Origin of the sequence: Franzmannia qiaohouensis, assembly GCF_031451695.1 — a bacterium.
GTDB lineage: Bacteria > Pseudomonadota > Gammaproteobacteria > Pseudomonadales > Halomonadaceae > Franzmannia > Franzmannia qiaohouensis.
Genome location: NZ_JARWAM010000004.1, coordinates 133,125 through 151,318, shown reverse-complemented (window position 1 = coordinate 151,318; position 18,194 = coordinate 133,125). Strand labels below are relative to the sequence as shown.

Annotated in this window: 19 protein-coding genes and 5 tRNA genes; 13 read left to right on the top strand and 11 right to left on the bottom strand. The window is 63.7% G+C overall.

All coding sequences use genetic code 11. The annotated features are described in order from the left end of the window. Positions 1 to 188: 188 nt before the first annotated feature. Positions 189 to 1,214, top strand: coding sequence for a quinone-dependent dihydroorotate dehydrogenase (locus QC821_RS06645; RefSeq protein WP_309718650.1), 1,026 nt, complete (start codon positions 189 to 191; stop codon positions 1,212 to 1,214). A 92-nt stretch (positions 1,215 to 1,306) separates the two neighbouring features. Here QC821_RS06645 and rmf read toward each other — a convergent pair whose 3' ends face one another. After that, on the bottom strand, positions 1,307 to 1,513 hold the full coding sequence (gene rmf, locus QC821_RS06640; RefSeq protein ID WP_076748798.1) for a ribosome modulation factor: 207 nt from the start codon (positions 1,511 to 1,513) through the stop codon (positions 1,307 to 1,309). A 246-nt stretch (positions 1,514 to 1,759) separates the two neighbouring features. Between rmf and rlmKL the strand changes: the two genes are divergently transcribed. Together rlmKL and QC821_RS06630 are read left to right on the top strand one after the other, a co-directional pair. Continuing rightward, the gene (gene rlmKL / locus QC821_RS06635; RefSeq protein ID WP_309718643.1) at positions 1,760 to 3,988 is read left to right on the top strand and encodes a bifunctional 23S rRNA (guanine(2069)-N(7))-methyltransferase RlmK/23S rRNA (guanine(2445)-N(2))-methyltransferase RlmL; all 2,229 of its coding nucleotides are present in this window, start codon (positions 1,760 to 1,762) and stop codon (positions 3,986 to 3,988) included. Continuing rightward, entirely contained in the window at positions 3,985 to 4,332 is a 348-nt protein-coding gene (locus QC821_RS06630; protein ID WP_309718641.1) for a glutaredoxin family protein, read from the top strand. The genes rlmKL and QC821_RS06630 overlap by 4 nt, the downstream gene beginning before the upstream one ends. A 44-nt stretch (positions 4,333 to 4,376) precedes the next feature. On the opposite strand, the gene QC821_RS06625 is transcribed toward QC821_RS06630, so the two are convergent. Continuing rightward, entirely contained in the window at positions 4,377 to 4,658 is a 282-nt protein-coding gene (locus tag QC821_RS06625) for a hypothetical protein (protein WP_309718637.1), read from the bottom strand. Between the two features lie 130 nt (positions 4,659 to 4,788). Between QC821_RS06625 and pdxB the strand changes: the two genes are divergently transcribed. Beyond that, the gene (pdxB, locus tag QC821_RS06620) at positions 4,789 to 5,943 is read left to right on the top strand and encodes a 4-phosphoerythronate dehydrogenase PdxB (RefSeq protein ID WP_309718634.1); all 1,155 of its coding nucleotides are present in this window, start codon (positions 4,789 to 4,791) and stop codon (positions 5,941 to 5,943) included. Between the two features lie 79 nt (positions 5,944 to 6,022). On the opposite strand, the gene htpX is transcribed toward pdxB, so the two are convergent. The 4 genes from htpX to msrB all read right to left on the bottom strand — a co-directional run bounded on the left by htpX (position 6,023) and on the right by msrB (position 9,890). Further along, positions 6,023 to 6,925, bottom strand: a complete 903-nt coding sequence (htpX, locus tag QC821_RS06615; RefSeq protein ID WP_309718631.1) for a protease HtpX — start codon at positions 6,923 to 6,925, stop codon at positions 6,023 to 6,025. 236 nt (positions 6,926 to 7,161) lie between these two features. Next, positions 7,162 to 8,388 carry a pyridoxal phosphate-dependent aminotransferase gene (locus QC821_RS06610; protein WP_309718628.1) on the bottom strand — a complete coding sequence of 409 codons (1,227 nt, stop codon included), beginning with the start codon at positions 8,386 to 8,388 and terminating at the stop codon, positions 7,162 to 7,164. 46 nt (positions 8,389 to 8,434) lie between these two features. After that, positions 8,435 to 9,388 carry a ribosome biogenesis GTPase YlqF gene (gene ylqF, locus QC821_RS06605; RefSeq protein ID WP_309718625.1) on the bottom strand — a complete coding sequence of 318 codons (954 nt, stop codon included), beginning with the start codon at positions 9,386 to 9,388 and terminating at the stop codon, positions 8,435 to 8,437. A gap of 100 nt (positions 9,389 to 9,488) precedes the next feature. Beyond that, entirely contained in the window at positions 9,489 to 9,890 is a 402-nt protein-coding gene (gene msrB / locus QC821_RS06600; RefSeq protein WP_309718622.1) for a peptide-methionine (R)-S-oxide reductase MsrB, read from the bottom strand. A 184-nt stretch (positions 9,891 to 10,074) separates the two neighbouring features. Here msrB and QC821_RS06595 point away from each other — a divergent pair. The 9 genes from QC821_RS06595 (at position 10,075) to QC821_RS06555 (ending at position 14,028) form a co-directional block, all read left to right on the top strand. Next, positions 10,075 to 10,150, top strand: a tRNA-Glu gene (locus QC821_RS06595). A 42-nt stretch (positions 10,151 to 10,192) separates the two neighbouring features. Beyond that, positions 10,193 to 10,267 (top strand) — tRNA-Gly (locus QC821_RS06590). Between the two features lie 15 nt (positions 10,268 to 10,282). Next, positions 10,283 to 10,358 (top strand) — tRNA-Glu (locus QC821_RS06585). 27 nt (positions 10,359 to 10,385) lie between these two features. After that, positions 10,386 to 10,460 (top strand) — tRNA-Gly (locus tag QC821_RS06580). A 124-nt stretch (positions 10,461 to 10,584) separates the two neighbouring features. Further along, complete coding sequence (locus tag QC821_RS06575; protein ID WP_309718619.1) at positions 10,585 to 11,550, top strand: ABC transporter ATP-binding protein; 966 nt, start codon at positions 10,585 to 10,587, stop codon at positions 11,548 to 11,550. Then, the gene (locus tag QC821_RS06570) at positions 11,547 to 12,320 is read left to right on the top strand and encodes an ABC transporter permease (protein WP_309718616.1); all 774 of its coding nucleotides are present in this window, start codon (positions 11,547 to 11,549) and stop codon (positions 12,318 to 12,320) included. The genes QC821_RS06575 and QC821_RS06570 overlap by 4 nt, the downstream gene beginning before the upstream one ends. Beyond that, complete coding sequence (gene queF / locus QC821_RS06565; RefSeq protein ID WP_309718613.1) at positions 12,317 to 13,153, top strand: NADPH-dependent 7-cyano-7-deazaguanine reductase QueF; 837 nt, start codon at positions 12,317 to 12,319, stop codon at positions 13,151 to 13,153. The genes QC821_RS06570 and queF overlap by 4 nt, the downstream gene beginning before the upstream one ends. Before the next feature lie 52 nt (positions 13,154 to 13,205). Then, on the top strand, positions 13,206 to 13,766 hold the full coding sequence (locus QC821_RS06560; protein WP_309718611.1) for a nitroreductase family protein: 561 nt from the start codon (positions 13,206 to 13,208) through the stop codon (positions 13,764 to 13,766). 174 nt (positions 13,767 to 13,940) lie between these two features. Beyond that, a tRNA-Ser gene (locus tag QC821_RS06555) sits at positions 13,941 to 14,028 on the top strand. Positions 14,029 to 14,372: 344 nt separating this feature from the next. Here the strand turns inward: QC821_RS06555 and QC821_RS06550 are convergent. The 5 genes from QC821_RS06550 to QC821_RS06530 all read right to left on the bottom strand — a co-directional run bounded on the left by QC821_RS06550 (position 14,373) and on the right by QC821_RS06530 (position 18,186). Continuing rightward, positions 14,373 to 14,801: a TOBE domain-containing protein gene (locus tag QC821_RS06550; RefSeq protein ID WP_309718608.1), complete on the bottom strand. Its 429-nt coding sequence runs from the start codon at positions 14,799 to 14,801 to the stop codon at positions 14,373 to 14,375. Between the two features lie 8 nt (positions 14,802 to 14,809). Then, a complete protein-coding gene (locus tag QC821_RS06545; protein ID WP_309718606.1) occupies positions 14,810 to 15,625 on the bottom strand; it encodes a molybdate ABC transporter substrate-binding protein in 816 nt (271 codons plus the stop codon). Between the two features lie 272 nt (positions 15,626 to 15,897). Next, positions 15,898 to 16,710 (bottom strand): ABC transporter substrate-binding protein, encoded by an 813-nt coding sequence (locus tag QC821_RS06540; protein ID WP_309718603.1) that lies wholly within the window; start codon positions 16,708 to 16,710, stop codon positions 15,898 to 15,900. A gap of 46 nt (positions 16,711 to 16,756) precedes the next feature. Then, positions 16,757 to 17,494, bottom strand: a complete 738-nt coding sequence (locus QC821_RS06535; RefSeq protein WP_309718600.1) for an ABC transporter ATP-binding protein — start codon at positions 17,492 to 17,494, stop codon at positions 16,757 to 16,759. Continuing rightward, complete coding sequence (locus QC821_RS06530; protein WP_309718598.1) at positions 17,491 to 18,186, bottom strand: ABC transporter permease; 696 nt, start codon at positions 18,184 to 18,186, stop codon at positions 17,491 to 17,493. The genes QC821_RS06535 and QC821_RS06530 overlap by 4 nt, the downstream gene beginning before the upstream one ends. Positions 18,187 to 18,194 lie beyond the last annotated feature (8 nt).

Genomic DNA, 18,194 nt, shown 5'->3' with positions numbered 1-18,194 from the left:
CGCCATGGATGGCGTAGGTAGCGCCCAGGGAAGGTTTACAGCGCCTCCTCGCAGGCCTGTCGACGGATCAGTTCCGAGCGATGCTTCTTATCTACGGTAGTCTGGCCCGGGCATGCGGGAGTTCGTCGTTTACGGAGTGGCTGGGCTATAATCGCCGCCCGTCGCCATCTGCCGCCCCGAGGAGTGCCATGTATTCGCTTGCCCGCTCGCTGCTGTTCCGACTCGATCCGGAAACCGCCCACGGCGTGGCCCTCAGGGGGCTCGACCTGGCGCACCGTGCCGGGCTCTCCGCACGGCTGGCCGGCGGCGCGCAGGTCGCCGATCCGCTGACGCTGATGGGCCTGCGCTTCCCCAATCGGGTCGGGCTGGCCGCCGGGCTCGACAAGAACGCCGACCACCTCGATGCGCTGGGCGCGCTGGGCTTCGGCTTCGTTGAAGTCGGCACCGTGACCCCCAAGCCCCAGGACGGGAACCCCAAGCCGCGCATGTTCCGCCTGCCCGAGGCAGGGGCGATCATCAACCGCATGGGCTTCAACAACGCCGGCGTCGATCACCTGGTGGCGCGGGTCCAGGCCAGCCGCTACCCGGGCGTGATCGGCATCAACATCGGCAAGAACCTCACCACCCCGGTGGAGCAGGCGGTGGACGACTACCTGATCTGCCTGCGCAAGGTCTACGCCCATGCCGACTACATCACCGTGAATATCTCCTCGCCCAATACCCCGGGACTGCGCAATCTGCAGTTCGGTGAGCATCTCGATGCGCTGCTGGGCACGCTGCGCGAGGAGGCCACGCAGCTCGACCAGCGCAGCGGGCGGCGCGTGCCGCTGGCGGTAAAGATCGCCCCGGACATGAGCGCCGAGGAAGTCGGGCTGGTCGCCGCATCATTGACCCGCAGCGAGATCGACGCAGTGATTGCCACCAACACCACGGTGGGCCGCGAGGCGGTAGCCGGGCTTGCCCACGCCGATGAGCAGGGCGGACTCTCCGGGCGGCCGGTGTTCGAGGCCTCCAACCGGGTGATCCGCGAGCTGCGCCAGCAGTTGCCGGACATGCCGATCATCGGCGTGGGGGGCATCGACAGCGCGGCGGCGGCGAGTGCCAAGATCGCCGCGGGCGCCGACCTGGTGCAGCTCTACTCGGGCTTTATCTACCGTGGTCCGGCGCTGGTGGGCGAGTGCGCCCGGGCGCTGCGTGAGGCGAGCCAGGGATAAGCGACAGGTGGACAACAGAAAGGCCCGCGGGTTAGGCGGGCCTTGAAACAATCATCGCATGCGTTACGCATTAAACGATGAAGACGGTGATATCACATCACCATGGGGTTCTTGTGAATGCCGGAGACACCTGTCATACCGGACCATTGATCCCCACGACCTTCACGCCAACCGCTCATCCAGTATTCGCGAAGATTCACATCCTGACTGGGACAGTCATCACGGGAGCGGCCGGTAATGCCCGCCTTGTAACCGTGAACATAGGCACGCTGGAAGCGATCACGTTTCTGTCGTTTCATCGGATGGCCTCTTGATGAAGAACCGAGTTTGTTCGGGACGAATGGTGTTAGTGCGGTGGGTCGGCTCGACCCGCCACACGCCATTGCCAGTGGCGTCCATGGACAAGAAACGCATGCGTTTTCAGTAGCTACCCTATTACATCTAGTCCATGATGCGGGGCCTTGTCGAGCGGTGATTTTGCATAAGGCCATTATCAAATTGACACTACAGGAATATGACCGGCAGCAGGGCCGTGGCACTTTTTTATGACTAATCTACAACTAGCTGATAACCATCACATTTTTGCAACATGCCCGTGGGGTATCGAGGGCCTGCTGGCCGATGAGCTGAGCGCGCTCGGCGCCCAGGTCGACAAGACCACCGTGGCCGGTGTGCATGCCAGCGGGTCTCTCGAGGTAGCCTATCGGCTCTGCCTGTGGTCGCGGCTGGCCAACCGGGTGGTGCTATGCCTGGCGCGGGAGGAGGGCATCGAACACCCCGAGCAGTTGCAGGCCAGCGCCGCGGCCGTGGCCTGGGAGCAGCACTGGCGGCCGGGCACGACGCTGGCGGTGGACTTCCACGGCCAGTCGGCGCATATCCGGCATACCCGCTTCGGCGCCCAGACGGTCAAGGATGGGGTGGTGGATGCACTGCGTGCTGCCGGCGTCGGGCGCCCGGATATCGACCCCAAGGCGCCGGACCTGCGGCTCTATGCCCACCTGCACCGCGGGCGCCTGACGCTGGGCATCGACCTGTCCGGCGACAGCCTGCACAAGCGTGGCTATCGCCGTGAGCTTGGCCATGCGCCGCTCAAGGAGAACCTCGCCGCGGCGCTGCTGCTGCGCGTCGACTGGCCGGCCCGCGCCAAGGCCGGCGAGGCGCTGGTCGACCCGCTGTGCGGCTCGGGCACGCTGGTCATCGAAGCCGCGCTGATGGCCGCCGACGTGGCACCCGGGCTGGCCCGGGGGCGCTTCGGCTTTCACGGCTGGGCGGGCCACGACGAGGCGCTGTGGGCCGAGCTCAAGCGCGAGGCCGAGGCCCGCGCCAGCATCGGCCGCAAGCGCTGCAAGTCGGCACTGTTCGGTTTCGACCAGAGCCCCCAGGCGGTCGCCGCGGCCAAGGCAAACGCCATGCGCGCCGGTATTCCGGCACTGATCGACGTCAGCGGCGGCGCGGTGGCCCAGCTGACGCGCCCCGCGGCGCTGGACGCCGAGACGCCGGGGCTGATCATCACCAACCCGCCCTACGGCGAGCGCATCGGCGAACTGCCCGAACTGGTGCCGCTGTACGCCGCCATCGGCGAGCGTAGCCGGCGCGCCTTCCCGGGCTGGACCCTGGCGCTGTTCACCGGCAATCCGGACCTCGGCCACCGTACCGGGCTGCGCGCCGTCAAGCAGTACGCCTTCAAGAACGGCCCGCTGGACTGCAAGCTGCTGTTGATGCCGCTGCCGCAAGCTGACGTAGAGGCGTCGCCGGCAGACGCATTGGCGTCCGAACCTGCCCACGGCGAGGGCGATAGCGCGCCGCGGCGCAGCGAGGGCGCACAGATGTTTGCCAACCGCCTTGAGAAGAACCGCAAGCGCCTCAAGAAATGGCTCAAACAGCGCGGCGAGCCCTGCTACCGGCTCTACGACGCCGATATGCCGGAGTACGCCCTGGCCATCGACGTCTATGGCGAGCGCGTACACGTGCAGGAGTATGCGCCGCCGCGCTCGGTCAACGCCGCCCAGGCCCAGCGCCGCCTGCACGACGCCCTGCAGGTGATTCCCGAGGTGCTTGGGGTGCGGCCTGAGCATGTCTACGTCAAGCAGCGCGAGCGCCAGAGCGGGCGCGCCCAGTACCAGAAGCAGGCCGCCAGCGGCGAACGCTTCGAGGTGCGCGAAGGCCGTGCGCGGCTATGGGTCAACCTGCGCGACTACCTGGATACCGGGCTGTTCCTCGACCACCGCCCGGTGCGGCGGCTGCTCGCCGAGCTGGCCCCGGGCACGCGCTTTCTCAACCTGTTCTGCTACACCGCCACGGCGACGGTGCACGCCGCGCTGGGTACCGAGCAGCAGGGCGGTGCCAGCGACAGCGTCAGCGTCGATCTGTCGAATACCTACCTGGAGTGGGCGCGGGACAACTTCGCCCTCAACCGCCTCGACCCGAGCCGCCACCGGGTGGTGCGCGACGACTGCCTGCGCTGGCTGGAGACCGCCGGCAGCCAGTTCGACCTGATCTTCATGGACCCGCCGACCTTCTCCAACTCCAAGAAGATGGCCGCGACCCTGGATATCCAGCGCGACCACGGCCGCCTGGTGCGCCTGGCCATGGCGCGGTTGGCCCCCGGCGGTACCCTGGTGTTCTCCAACAATCAGCGCAAGTTCGTGCTCGATACCGACCTCGCTGCGGAATACGCGGTGGAGGACATCTCCGCCAAGACCTTCGATCCGGACTTCGCGCGGCGCCCGGATATCCACCACGTCTTCATGATCCGCCATCGGGAGGCCGCATGATCCGGCTGCGACTCTACACCACCCTGGGCTGCCACCTGTGCAGCCAGCTCGAGGCGCTACTCAGCGAGCTGAGTCGCGAGCCGGTGACGTTGGAGCATGTTGAAATCAGCGAGGACGATGCCTTGATGGCGCGCTACGGCGTGCGGATTCCGGTGCTCGCCGATGAGCAGGGCGAGGAACTCGACCGCGGCTTCGACCCGGCGCGGCTGGCGGCCTGGCTGGAGGCGCGAGGGTGGCTGGACGCCGCCGCCTGGGAGGCCCTGCAGCGGCGCCTTGACGGCGAGCCGCCGGCCGCCGAGGTGAAAGGCGCGGTAATGCGTGGCGGGCGGCGCTATCTGGGGTAGGCCCTCAGGTAGTGCCAAGCAACCTGGCGCTAATGGCTCGGCGCTTAAAGCGCCCCCAGCAGCGACAGCTGGCGCACCGCGTCGCGCCCCTCGGGGGTGTCGTCCTGTACCTCGAGTACCTTGTGAAGGCCCCGCGAGGCCTGGATATGGCCTATATCGTCGAGCCACATCATCGCCTGGGCGTAGTCGTCGGCGAGCTGGTGCTTGAGACCGCCGAACTGGGTGCCGATCTGCCCCCAGGCGCGACTGAAGATCCAGTCGCCGAACATGTCCTGATGGATATGCACCAGCACGTAGTCATGCTCACTCTCCCAGCGGACGATCATCGGGGCTCCTGAAGGTGGTTGGCGAGCGTGGTCGGGCGCTCGACGCTGATTAGCGTGCTATTGTAACGGCGCCGCCGCCCATAGCCATAGCGCTGTGCTTGCCTGCTAACGCGATAGTTGGGAGCCCCATATGCGTGTGATCGTCGATGCCAACATCCCCGCCGCCGAGCGCTGCTTCGGTGCGCTTGGCGAAGTCGTTGCGGTGCCCGGCCGCGAGATCGACGGCGCGGCGCTGGCCGGCGCCGAGGCGCTGATCGTGCGCTCGATCACGCGGGTCGATGCGGCGCTGCTCGAGGCCGCCGAACGGGCCGGGGCGCGGCTGCGTTTCGTCGGCACCTGTACCATTGGCACCGATCATGTCGACCAGGCGGCGCTGGCCGCACGCGGCATCGAGTTTGCCAGCGCGCCGGGCTGCAACGCCGAGGCTGTGGTCGACTACGTGCTGTCGAGCCTTGCACTGCTCGCCGAGCGCGAGGAGGCAGCCCTCGACCAGCGCCGGGTGGGGATTGTTGGCGCCGGCAACGTCGGCGAGCGGCTCTACCGGCGGCTGGTGGCGCTGGGGCTCGACTGCCGGCGCTGCGACCCGCCTCGCGCCGAGGCCGAGCCGGGCGAGCGCTTCTATGATCTGGATTCGCTGTGTCAGTGGGCCGATGTGCTGTGTCTGCATACCCCACTGGTGCATGGCGGGTCGCATGCCACTCATCACCTGCTGGATGCCGAGCGCATTACCGCTCTCAAACCGGGTACCTGGCTGCTCAATGCCGGCCGCGGCGACTGCCTGGATGGTACTGCGCTTTACCAGCGGCTGGTGATGGCCGAGGATCTGCGTGCGGTGCTCGACGTCTGGGAAGGGGAGCCGGGCATCGACGAGAGACTGCGGCGGCTTGTGGATATCGCCACGCCGCATATCGCCGGTTACAGCTTCGATGGCAAGCTGCGCGGCACCCAACAGATCTATGCTGCGGCGATGCGCCGCTTTGGGCTGTCGGCAAGGCTGAGCCTCGACGACCTGGCACCGCGGCCACCACTCTCACGGCTCGAGCTAGGCGGCGGGTTGCCGGCCTGGGATGCGCTGCGGCTGTGCATGCGGGCCGTTTACGATGTGCGCCGCGACCATGACGGTCTGGCGCGCAGGGCGGCCACTCAGGGCATGGCCAAGGGCTTCGATGCCTGGCGCGCCGACTATCCACTGCGCCGTGAGTTCGGCACCCTGGAAGTTGCGCTAGGGCAGGGCGGTAGAGCGCTGGCACCGCTGCTTAGCGCGGCGGGCTTCCGAATCAACTGATATCATTTGGCACGCAATGCAAACGGACTCACCAAAGGTGAGCCCGTATCGCAAGTGGCCAAGGTCACGCTGTGGCACCTTACTGCCGGTAAGCCGCCTCCTTGAGGGCGCGAATGCGATCATCCAGCGGCGGGTGGCTGGCGAACATGCGCTCCATCAGCGAGCGGGTCTGGCCCTTGGTAATGGCCATGGCGCGCAGGGTGTCCGGCATCTGGTCGGGTAGCTCGGTCTCGGCCTTGAGGCGCGCCAAGGCGTTGATCATCGCCCCGGAGCCTGCCAGCTGGGCGCCGGCGGCGTCGGCGCGGTACTCGCGGAAGCGCGAGAACCAGGCGACGATCGCCGAGGCGACGATGCCGAACACGATCTCGGCCACGATCACCACCGCAAAGTAGCCCATAAAGCCGAGCCCGGCGCCGTTACTGCGGCTCTTCAGGAAGCTGTCCACCAGGTGGGCAACGACGCGCGCGAAGAACATCACGAAGGTGTTCACCACGCCCTGGATCAGCGCCAGGGTGACCATGTCGCCGTTGGCCACGTGGCCGATCTCGTGGGCCAGCACCGCGCGCACCTCCTCCGGACGCATGCGGTTGAGCAGACCGGCGGAAACCGCCACTAGGGCATCGTTCCTGTTCCAGCCGGTGGCGAAGGCGTTGGACTGTTGGGCCGGGAAGATGCCGACTTCCGGCGTCTTGATGCCCGCCTCGCGGGACAGCTCGGCGACGGTGTCGAGCAGCCACTTCTCGGTGCTGTTCGACGGCTGCTCGATGACCACCGTGCCGGTGCTGCGCTTGGCCATCCACTTGGAGATGAACAGCGAGATCATCGAGCCGGCCATGCCGAAGATGAAGCAGAAGATCAGCAGCGAGTTCATGTTCAGGCCTTGGGCGTTGAGGTAGGGCTCAACCCCGAGCAGCCTGAGGGTGATGCTGGCGACCAGGATCACACCCAGGTTGGTGGCCAGGAAAAGCAGGATTCTCATCATGTTACGCGGTCTCCGGCAAGAAACGACAAATTAGCTGTGGATTAGATACGGTCTGTGGGCCCGGGTTTCAAGGGAAACACTGACTAAATGCCTGCGCGTGCGAATCACTGCGTTGCGCGGTGCTCGAAATCCTCACCTATACCCCATAGGCTCCGGTTTCTGTGCTCCGTGCGCCTTGTGCTTCATCCCGCTAGCCGATTTATTCAGCGCCTCCCACGTCGCTGGCGTTTTATGCGTCATTGACGATAGCGCGACAGGAAGTTGCCGAAGCGCTCCAGTGCATCACCGAGCTGCTCGGCCCACGGCAGGGTGACGATGCGCACGTGGTCCGGCTGCGGCCAGTTGAAGGCGGTACCCTGCACCAGCAGGATCTTCTCCTGCAGCAGCAGGTCGAGCACCAGCTGCTGGTCGTCGTGGATATTGAACACCTTGGGGTCGAGCCGCGGGAAGGCGTAGAGCGCGCCCTTGGGCGTGGTGCAGGAGACCCCGGGAATGGCGTTGAGCTTTTCCACGGTGATATCGCGCTGGGCGCGCAGCCGTCCGCCGGGCAGGATCAGGTCGTTGATCGACTGGTAGCCGCCCAGCGCGGTCTGGATGGCGTGTTGGGCCGGCACGTTGGCGCACAGGCGCATCGAGGCGAGCATGGTCAGGCCCTGGATGTAATCGGCGGCGCGCTGCTTGGCGACGCTGCCGGAGAGAATCATCCAGCCGGAGCGGAAGCCGGCGCAGCGGTAGCTCTTGGAGAGCCCGTTCATGGTCACCACTAGTTGGTCGTCGCTGGCCAGGGCGCCGGTGGAGACGTGCTCGACGTCGTCGTAGAGGATCTTGTCGTATATCTCGTCGGAGAATACCACCAGGTCGTGCTCGCGGGCGATATCGAGCAGTTCGCTGACCACCGCCGGGGGATAGACCGCGCCGGTGGGGTTGTTGGGGTTGATCAGCACGATGGCACGGGTGTGACTGGTGACCTTGGCGCGAATATCGGCCATGTCCGGCGCCCAGTCGGCCTGTTCGTCGCATAGATAGTGCACCGGGCGACCGCCGGAGAGGTTGGCTGCGGCGGTCCACAGCGGGTAGTCGGGGGCCGGGATCAGCACCTCGTCGCCGTCGTTGAGCAGCGCCTGCATGGCCATCACGATCAACTCCGAGACACCGTTGCCGATGTAGATGTCTTCGACGCCGACGCCGGGGATCTGCTTGCGCTGGCACTCCTGCATGATCGCCTTGCGCGCCGAGTAGAGCCCCTTGGAATCGCAGTAGCCCTGGGCGGTGGGCAGGTTGCGCATCACGTCCTGGAGGATCTCCTCGGGTGCCTCGAAGCCGAACGGCGCGGGATTGCCGATATTGAGCTTGAGGATGCGCTGGCCTTCCTCTTCCAGGCGCTTGGCATGGTCGAGTACCGGGCCGCGGATGTCATAGCAGACGTTGTGAAGCTTGTGCGATTTCCTGATCGGGGTGTCCATGGGGTGTCCGAAAGTGCGTCCAGTAGTGGAGCCCTCGAGGGGCGTCTTATGGGTAATCAAGAGTATCCGGGGCGTCGTCCTCGGTTGCCGGTGCGGGAATGTCCGCAGGGGTCTCCAGGGTCACCGGCCCGAGCTTGCCGTCGCGTAGCTCGTGAAGCAGCACTTCAGCGCCGCGATGCAGGTCGACCTCGCCGCCGGGGCGCAGGCCGCCGCGTTTGGCGGCGATTTCGGCAACGATGGCAGTGCCGTCGAAGCCGGCCAGCGCCATGTAATCGGGACGTGCCGGGCCGTCGGCCTCGACCCGCGCCGCCTCGGGATTGGCGGTATAGGCGGGTAGCGCCTTGAGCTTGTAGCGTGCGGTGATGGCGTCGGGATAGCGCTTGGCCAGCTCGGCAGCGGCGATCACCGCCACGTCGAGATAGTCGATGGCAGTATCGCGGATCGCGCCGCTGGCCGCCAGGCGGTAGGCGCTGGCCTGGTCCTCGATCTTCGGCCACAGCACGCCGGGGGTGTCGATCAGTGCAACCCGGCCGTCGATGCGCACCTTCTGCTGGCGTTTGGTCACCGCCGGCTCGTTGCCGGTCTTGGCGATCTTGCGGCCAGCCAGGCCGTTGATCAAGGTCGATTTACCCACGTTGGGAATGCCCATCACCATGACCCTAACGTCGCGATCGGCGCGGATATGGCCGGCCAGCTCATGACACAGCTTGGGAATGCGCTTGAGTTCGCGGGCGTTGGTGGTGGTTACCGCCAGGGCGCGGGTATCCGACTGGGCGTCGAAGTGGGCAACCCACTCGGCGGTCCGCGCGGGGTCGGCGAGGTCGGCCCGTGACAGGATCTTGAGCACCGGCTTATGCTCGGTGAGCTCGGCGAGCATCGGGTTGGCGCTGGAGTAGGGCAGGCGGGCGTCGAGCACCTCGAGCACCACGTCGATCTCCGGCAGTGCCTCCTTGATCTGGCGGCGCGCCTTGTTCATGTGTCCTGGGAACCAGCCGAGCATGGCCACTCTCCATCCGCGTGCAAAAGGCGACCATTCTAGCAGAGCTTGGCAAGCAGGGCGTTAGGCAAGCATGGGCCGGCGGGGGCCGGCCCGGGCGAGCTTATTCACCGTCGTGGAAGTTCAGCGATACCGAGTTGATGCAGTAGCGCAGGCCGGTGGTTTCGGGGGGGCCGTCCGGGAAGACATGGCCAAGGTGGGCATTGCAGTGGGCGCAGACCACCTCGGTGCGCTGCATGCCGTGGGAGTCGTCGACGTGTTCCTCGACGGCGTGGACTCCCAGGGGGCGGTCGAAGCTGGGCCAGCCACAGCCAGCGTCGAACTTGTGCTCGTTCTCGAACAGCGCTGCTTGGCAGCAGACGCAGTGGTAGATACCGTGGGCGTTGCTGACCTGATAGTCGCCGCTGAACGGCCGTTCGGTGCCTTTCTCGCGGGTGACCCGATACTGCTCGGGGGTGAGTTGGGCACGCCACTCGGCGTCGCTTTTCTCGACTTTGTTGCGCATGGCGGTCTCTCTCGCTGCGGGTGAATCTGTGGCCATCAAACACCGCTTGGGGGGTGTCTGACTAGTCCCGACGTAGCTATTACTCAGCGTAGCTGACCGGTCGGGAAACTCCCCTTTGGCCAGTTGCTTGACAGCCACTTGGGCGCTCAGTAACATACGCGCCACCTCGATGAGGGAACGCAGCGTCCCATTCGTCTAGTGGTCCAGGACACCGCCCTTTCACGGCGGTAACAGGGGTTCGAACCCCCTATGGGACGCCACTTCCTCCATCAGGTGCCGGATGATCGGTAGTGTGGTTCTGTGCGGGAATAGCTCAGTGGTAGAGCACAACCTTGCCAAGGTTGGGGTCGCGAGTTCGAATCTCGTTTCCCGCTCCAAGCACCACCCTTTGCGTCCCATTCGTCTAGTGGTCCAGGACACCGCCCTTTCACGGCGGTAACAGGGGTTCGAACCCCCTATGGGACGCCACTCGATCATCGGCCAGTTGTGATACAAGCGGGAATAGCTCAGTGGTAGAGCACAACCTTGCCAAGGTTGGGGTCGCGAGTTCGAATCTCGTTTCCCGCTCCAGTTTATCCCCCCCCTCCTTTTTTGTTATTCGATAGCTGTCTTTGCGGATGCCAGGCATTGAATTTCTCGTGGCCGCCCATATCTTTAGTTGCCTAATGATTCACCCATTTCCCGGGAGATTCCGATGGCCATACCGGCGCTCTCCATCCGTGGGCTGACCAAGGTCTACGGCAACGGTTTTCACGCCCTCAAGGGCATCGATCTCGACGTCCAGCAGGGCGACTTCTTCGCGCTGCTCGGGCCCAATGGGGCCGGCAAGTCCACTACCCTGGGCGTTGTCTGCTCGTTGGTGCAGAAGAGTGCCGGCCAGATCTCGATCTTCGGCATCGACACCGATCGAGACTTCGCCCGCGCCAAGTATCACCTCGGCGTGGTGCCCCAGGAGTTCAACTTCAACCAGTTCGAGAAAGTCATCGACATCGTGCTGGCCCAGGCCGGCTACTATGGCATGTCGCGCAGCGAGGCGTTGCCGCGGGCCAAGCGCCTGCTCGGTGACCTCGGCCTGTGGGACAAGCGTGAGGGCAGCGCGCGGATGCTTTCCGGTGGCATGAAGCGGCGGCTGATGATTGCCCGGGCGCTGATGCATCGCCCCAAACTGCTGATCCTTGATGAACCCACCGCCGGGGTGGATATCGAGCTGCGCCGCAGCATGTGGGAATACCTGCGGCGTATCAATCGTGAGGAGGGTACCACCATCATTCTCACCACCCACTATCTCGAAGAAGCCGAGAGCCTGTGCCGCAACGTGGCGATCATCAACCACGGCGAGATCATCCGGAATACCAGCGTCAGGGCACTGCTCACAGAGCTCGACACAGAGACCTTCCTGTTCGATCTTGCTGACCCGCTGGATGCAGTGCCGCAGATCGAAGGCTTCGAGGTGCAGCAGGTCGACAATGCGCAGCTCGCTGTGGCCGTACACCGAGGTCAACGGCTCAACGACATCTTTGCTGCCCTAGGTGAGCAGGGCATTCAGGTGGTGTCGATGCGCAACCGCGCCAACCGCCTCGAGGAGATGTTCGTGACCATGGTAGAGCAGGGCAATGCCGAGCTCGACCGTGCCGCTGCGGCAGCGGAGGCGCGGGCATGAATCCAATGCAGATCGCCATCGCGCTGTGGACACTGGTGCACAAGGAAATCAAGCGCTTCACGCGGATCTGGCCGCAGACCTTGCTGCCGCCGTCGATCACCATGACCATGTACTTCATCATCTTCGGCAACCTGATCGGTTCGCGGATTGGTGATATGGATGGCTTCAGCTACATGGACTTCATCGTCCCCGGACTGATCATGATGGCGGTGATCACCAACAGTTACTCCAACGTCGCATCATCTTTCTTCTCCAATAAGTTCCAGCGCTCCATCGAGGAGATGATGGTCTCGCCGATGCCTAACTGGGTGATCTTGGCCGGCTTCGTGCTGGGCGGCATGGCCCGCGGGCTGGGCGTTGGGCTGATCGTGACCATCGTGTCGCTGTTCTTCACGCGGATCAGCATGGCTCACCCGTTTTTGACCATCTTCGTGGTGGTGCTGACCTCGGCACTGTTCTCCATCGGCGGTTTCATCAATGCGCTGCTGGCCGACAAGTTCGATGACATCTCGATCGTGCCGACCTTCATTCTCACTCCGCTGACCTATCTGGGCGGGGTGTTCTACTCGATCTCGATGCTGCCGGCGCTATGGCAGGGCGTGTCGATGCTCAACCCGATCCTGTATATGGTCAACGTGTTCCGCTACGGCTTCCTCGGCGTCTCGGACATTCCGGTGGGCTGGGCGTTGAGCGCCATCGTGGCATTTATCATCGTGCTGTTCGGCATCGCTCTGTGGATGTTGGATCACGGTAAGGGAATTCGCTCATGAGTCAGCATCGCCCAGACACGCTGGAACACGCGCCTCTGGGGCGCGAGTCGGCCTATCCGGAGCACTACGATGCCGGGTTGCTCTATCCGATTCCCCGCGCGGCCAACCGGGTGCCGCTGGGTATCGAGGAGGGCGCCTTGCCGTTCGTCGGTGAGGATGAGTGGCACGCCTTCGAGGTCTCCTGGCTGAATGCCCGGGGCAAACCGCTGGTCGCCGTGGCGCGCTTCCGGCTACCGGCGGACTCGCCCCACCTGATCGAGTCCAAGTCCTGGAAGCTCTACCTGAACAGCTTCAACCAGACCCGTTTCGCCAGCCGCGAAGAGGTGATGGCGATCCTTGAGCGCGATCTGAGTGCCGCGGCCGGAGCGCCGGTGGGTGTGGCGCTGCTGGGTGTCGAGGATGAGGCGTTGGTGCCCCGACCACTGCCCGGCGAGTGCCTGGACGAGCTGGATATCGCCATCGACGACTACACCCCCAGCGCCGAGCACCTGGCAGTGAGCGACGAGATCGTCGAGGAGAGCCTTCATTCGCACCTGCTCAAGTCCAACTGCCCGGTCACCGGCCAGCCCGACTGGGGCAGCGTGCTGATCCGCTATCGCGGTTCCAGGCTCGACCGCGAAGGGCTGCTGCGCTACCTGATCGGCTATCGCCAGCATCAAGACTTTCACGAGCACTGCGTCGAGCATATCTTCACCGACCTGATGGCTCAGGCGCGTCCCGAGAGACTGCTGGTGCTGGCACGCTACGTGCGCCGTGGCGGGCTCGATATCTCGCCTTGGCGTGCAACCCCGGGAGAACGCCCGCCCGCACCGCTACGCCTGGCCCGCCAGTAAGCCGCTGCGGTAAGCTGGCGGGATCGATAATGTCATCATGAGGAGAGGTCGGATGGATGCCATGACGCTGCTGCACGAGCGGAGTTCCATGGGCAAGCTGACAGGGCCGCCCCCTGACGCAGCTCAGCGCGAGGCGCTGTATCGTGCCGCGCTGCGCGCCCCCGATCATAAGGAACTGACGCCGTGGCGCTTCATCGAGTTCTCCGGCAAGGGTCTCGACCGGCTCGGTGAGCTGTTTGCCGAGGCCGAGTACCGCGATGATCCGCACAGCGGCGATGATTCACTCAACGCCGCGCGCAAGAAGCCACACCGCGCACCGATGGTGATAGCGGTGATTGCCAAGGTCACCCCGGACCTGCCCAAGGTACCGCCGGTGGAGCAGGTGATCTCCGCCGGCTGTGCTGCCCACGGTATCGTGCTGGCCGCCCACGCCCTGGGCCTGGGGGCGATGTGGCGCAGCGGCCACTACGCCTTCCACAGCACCGTGCGCAAGGGGCTCGGGCTGGGCGAGCACGATGAAATCGTCGGTTTTCTCTACCTCGGCCAACTGGCTGGGCGCCACAAGCCGCTGCCTGAGCGAGACCCGGCCGACTTCGTCGAGCGCTGGAGCTGAACCACTGGCAACGGGGGTATCAGGACGTCGCCTGAGGCGGCCTGGACCGCTGCCAGCATGGCAGGAGTGCGGGGAAAACCGCTTGCAATCACGGGCTTGGCTCGTTACAGTATGCGCCGTTCTGACGCACCGGCAGCAGGCAGTCATAGGCCGCCAGGCGCAGGCACAAAATGCGGAGGGGTGTCCGAGTGGTCGAAGGAGCACGCCTGGAAAGTGTGTAAGTCGAAAGGCTTCGAGGGTTCGAATCCCTCCCCCTCCGCCACAAAATTTTGAAGGCGAATCAATCAATTAGATTGATTCGCCTTCTTCGTTTTAGGTCTTGGAAGCGCTTTTGGGAACAGGCCTGGTAGCCAGTGAGGACGTGACCCGGTAGGAGCAGATAGTCCAGGATGGCGCGTTTGCATGGGTTGTAGACTGGGTAATGACTCAATTACCTGGCATGGCGACGGTTATTTGATGCCGTGAAGCCTGCAGAGGTGAGGTCCGGGTACTCGCTGGGCATGGGCGGGCTAGAGATGATCCGGAAAAGCGTGCATAAGCTTTCCAGCAGCGTTCCCCCGCTGCCTGTTGGCGGCGAGTAGGCGAACGCGGGTGTCTATGGGCTTGTTATTCCGAGAGAATCAACACGTCGCTGGCCTTGACGAGTGCGGCTGCAGGCTTGCCGGCAACAAGCCCCAGCTTTTCGGCCGACGCCTTCGTGATGCTAGCCGTTATTTCGGTGCCGTTGGTCGTGCGCAGGGCCACTATGGACTGCACCGCGCCATGCTCTACTTGCGTCACTTGGCCCGAGAGGCAGTTTCGGGCACTGATTCCGACATCGGCTCCGTCACCGGCTAGTACCATCACACTAGACGCCTTGACTAATACTCGTACCCGAACGCCAGGTACCAGGCTGAGACTGTTTGCCGAAGCAGTGGTTATGGTTGCCACAGCCGCATCCCCGCTATCCAGCCGCAGCTGGATCTCTGTGGATACCGGTCCCTTGTCAATATTATCGACGATAGCTGGCCAGTTGTTGCGCGCACTGATCTGCATGAATTACCTCACTGGTTGGTGGAGACCCGTGTGGGAGTATCGAAGCCGTAGGCTCCCAGAATGGCCTGACCGGTATCTGAGAGAACGAAAAGGGCGAACCGCACGGCCTCCTGATTATCGGGTGCCAAGACGGTGAGCCCGTAGTCCGCGCCCACGCTCAAGCTCTCCGGCACCTGTATGATCTTAAGGTCACTGGTGTCCTGCTGCGCGAGAACTGCGTTGGTACAGTACGTCAGAAATATATCCGCCCGATCCTCGGTCATTACCCAGGCATACTGATTGCGCCCATCCGGCGCCGTCTCCGAATCTGGCCCTCCAGTCAGCTGTTTCGCCTTATCGTTGAGCCGCTCGAAGCTGCCCTGGCGCATGTTTTCGGCGAGCTCGAAAAGCTCCCACGCGTAGTCCCCGCTGGGGTCTGCATTAGGCGTGGAAGTGCCTACTATCACGTTATCATCCAGTAGTACATCCAGGAACGTATCCGTGGTGATATCCATATCGGAGTATGCCAATCCGCACAGCCGATTGCGCGCAAATAGCGTCACCGGGCCGCCAATACCCTGCTCTTCTAGAGTCTGTGGGTGGGTCATGTTGGCGGATGCGAATATATGGGGACGCTGACCGCTCTCGATACCCTCGCGCAAAAGACCGGAGGGCCCAAACGTGGATTCCATGACAACACCGTACTGGTCTGTGAACGCATCGGCCACCTCTGTGAGCGCCGCTCTAAGGCTACCGGCAGCATGGAGCTTCACGGGTTCGTATGCCTGCGCCGAGGTTGTCATCAAGACACTAGCCCCCAACAGGCCCAAGGCAACATATTTCATGGTGCTCCTCCTCCTAGGTGTCAGTCACAGGCAGAGCATTCGGCGTTTCCTGTCTCGCCCGTTTAGGCTGGTGCTGCTCGCCGCGTCCCAGTGCTTCCGGATCTGCAGATCGTTCATGTCGGGCGGTATCGGCTTGGTACAAGGCCAGAAGCGGCGGTCATTGCTAGCGTCATGATGCATTCTCCTTCGCTTTCTTGTGATCTCGCACTTTGTGATTGCCCCGTTATCGCCAGTTCAACTGAGACTGAGAGAACGGGGCGCACATTTTCTGACTACTCGGCGTTCGGGAAGAAGAGCTGTTCGCCGCGCAGCTCATAGCTGGCGATGGCGGCCTGTCCCTCGTCGGAGAGCAACCACTGGTGCCACTCCTCGGCCATGTCGTGCTTGAGGTCCGGGTGACGTTCCTGACTCAGAGGCAGGCTACCGTACTGATTGAACATTACCGGGTCGCCCTCGTAGACGAGCTCCAGGTTCTGGCGGTTGTCGAAGGCGATCCAGGTGGCCCGGTCCACGTAGGTGTAGGCATCCATGCCAGCGGCAGTGTTGAGGGTCTCACCCATGCCGCTGCCGAGTTCGCGGTACCACTGGCCGCTGGGGTCAACACCCGCCTCTTCCCAGAGGCGCAGCTCTGCGCGGTTGGTGCCGCTGTCGTCACCGCGGGAGGTGAACGGATGCTCGGCTTCCGCGATGCGACTGAACGCGTCCAGGGCGCTGTCGGACTCGCGAAGAGCGGCCGGATCCTCCGATGGTCCAACAAGGATGAAGTCGTTGTACATGATGTCGCGGCGCTCACGACCGTAGCCGTTGGTGACGAATTCCTCCTCCCCTGTAGTGTCATGCACCAGCACGATGTCTGCGTCACCACGGCGGCCGATCTCGAACGCCTGACCGGTGCCGACGGCTACTACGCGGACATCAATCCCCGTCTCCTCGCGGAACATCGGAACGATATGTTCGAACAACCCCGATGCCTCGGTTGACGTGGTGGATGCTACCGTGATGTAACGATCCTCATCGGCATGAGCCGCTGTGCCGACGAACAGTGCCGTTAGCGTGACGGCTACGTTTCTCAGCAAATGTTTCATGAATATCCTCTCCAGTGTTGTCCTGCATTGGTTTGCCATAATGCGGTTACCAGACCAGTTCACCCTGGACAAAGGCGGCCGCCTCACGACTTTGGGGTTGCTCGAAGAACTCCCGCACTGGTGCCTTTTCCACCAGTCGGCCGTTAACCAGAAAGATCACGTCATCAGCGAGGCGTCGTGCCTGGCCTAAGTCGTGGGTCGTCATGACGATGCGGGTGCCCTCACTGTGGAATGTCTCCACGGCTTCTTCTACGGCTTTGATCGCGGTGGGGTCCAGTGCGGAAGTGGGTTCGTCCATGAACAGAATCTCCGGGCGCAGCGCCCAGGCCCTCGCTAACGCCAGGCGCTGCTGTTCGCCGCCCGAGAGAACCCGGGCAGGCCGGTGGGCGATGGGCTGGAGGCCGAACCGCTCGATTGCTTCATCGGCGCGCCAGCGGCGCTCACTGCGGGGTACGCCTTGGACGGAGAGCGCATAGCGCACGTTGGCCAGTGCCGAGCGACGCAACATGACCGGCCGCTGGAATACCATTGCCTGTCTCTGCCGAATAGTCTCTGGCGTAGCGCCGTTCCCGGCCCAGCGGACCGAGCCACTGGTGGGCCGCAGCAGCCCATGACAGATACGCATCAACAAACTCTTGCCGGCGCCGTTCGGCCCCATGATCATGGTCTTACCGTTACGCTCGAGCCGCAGATCCATCGGCTCGAGGAGCGTTAGGCCGCGGTGGCGGAAGGTGACGCCCTGAAGTTCCAGCGGCAGCAGTGACGGTGATTCAGCACGATTCATCCTAGGCGCCTCTTCGCGGCTTCACCGATGACGTAGGCCACCGCATTCACCGATGCCACTAGCAGTAAGAGTATGATGCCGAGGCCTAGTGCCAGTGGCAGATTGCCCTTGTTAGTCTCCAGTGCAATGGCGGTGGTCATCACACGAGTGACACCTGCGATGTTACCGCCGACGATTAACACTGCCCCAACTTCCGCGCTGGCCCTCCCGAAGCCGGCCAAAACAACGGTGAGGAGGCTGAAGCGTGCATCCCAGAGCAGCGTCGGAATGGCCCTCAGCCGTGATACAACCAGTGACTGTAATTGCTCGCGGTACTCCCACCAAAGTTCCTCAATGACCTGACGCGACAGCGCCGCGACAATGGGCAGTATCAACACGATTTGCGCTATCACCATGGCGGTAGGGGTGAATAGCAGCCCGAACTGACCCAGAGGTCCTGCCCGGGACAACATCAGGTAGACCATGAGCCCGGCCACCACGGGAGGCAGCCCCATCAGTGCGTTGAGTACAACGATAACCAGGCCGCGCCCCGGAAATTGCCACAGGGCTATCGCTGCCCCGAGTGGCAACGCGATCAGGCTGGCAATGACCACGGCTGTCAGTGAGACCTGCAGGGACAGCGTGACAATCCCGATCAGTACGGGATCCATCGACACTATTAGTTGAAAGGCTACCTGGAAGGCGTTATCCATGTCCGTAC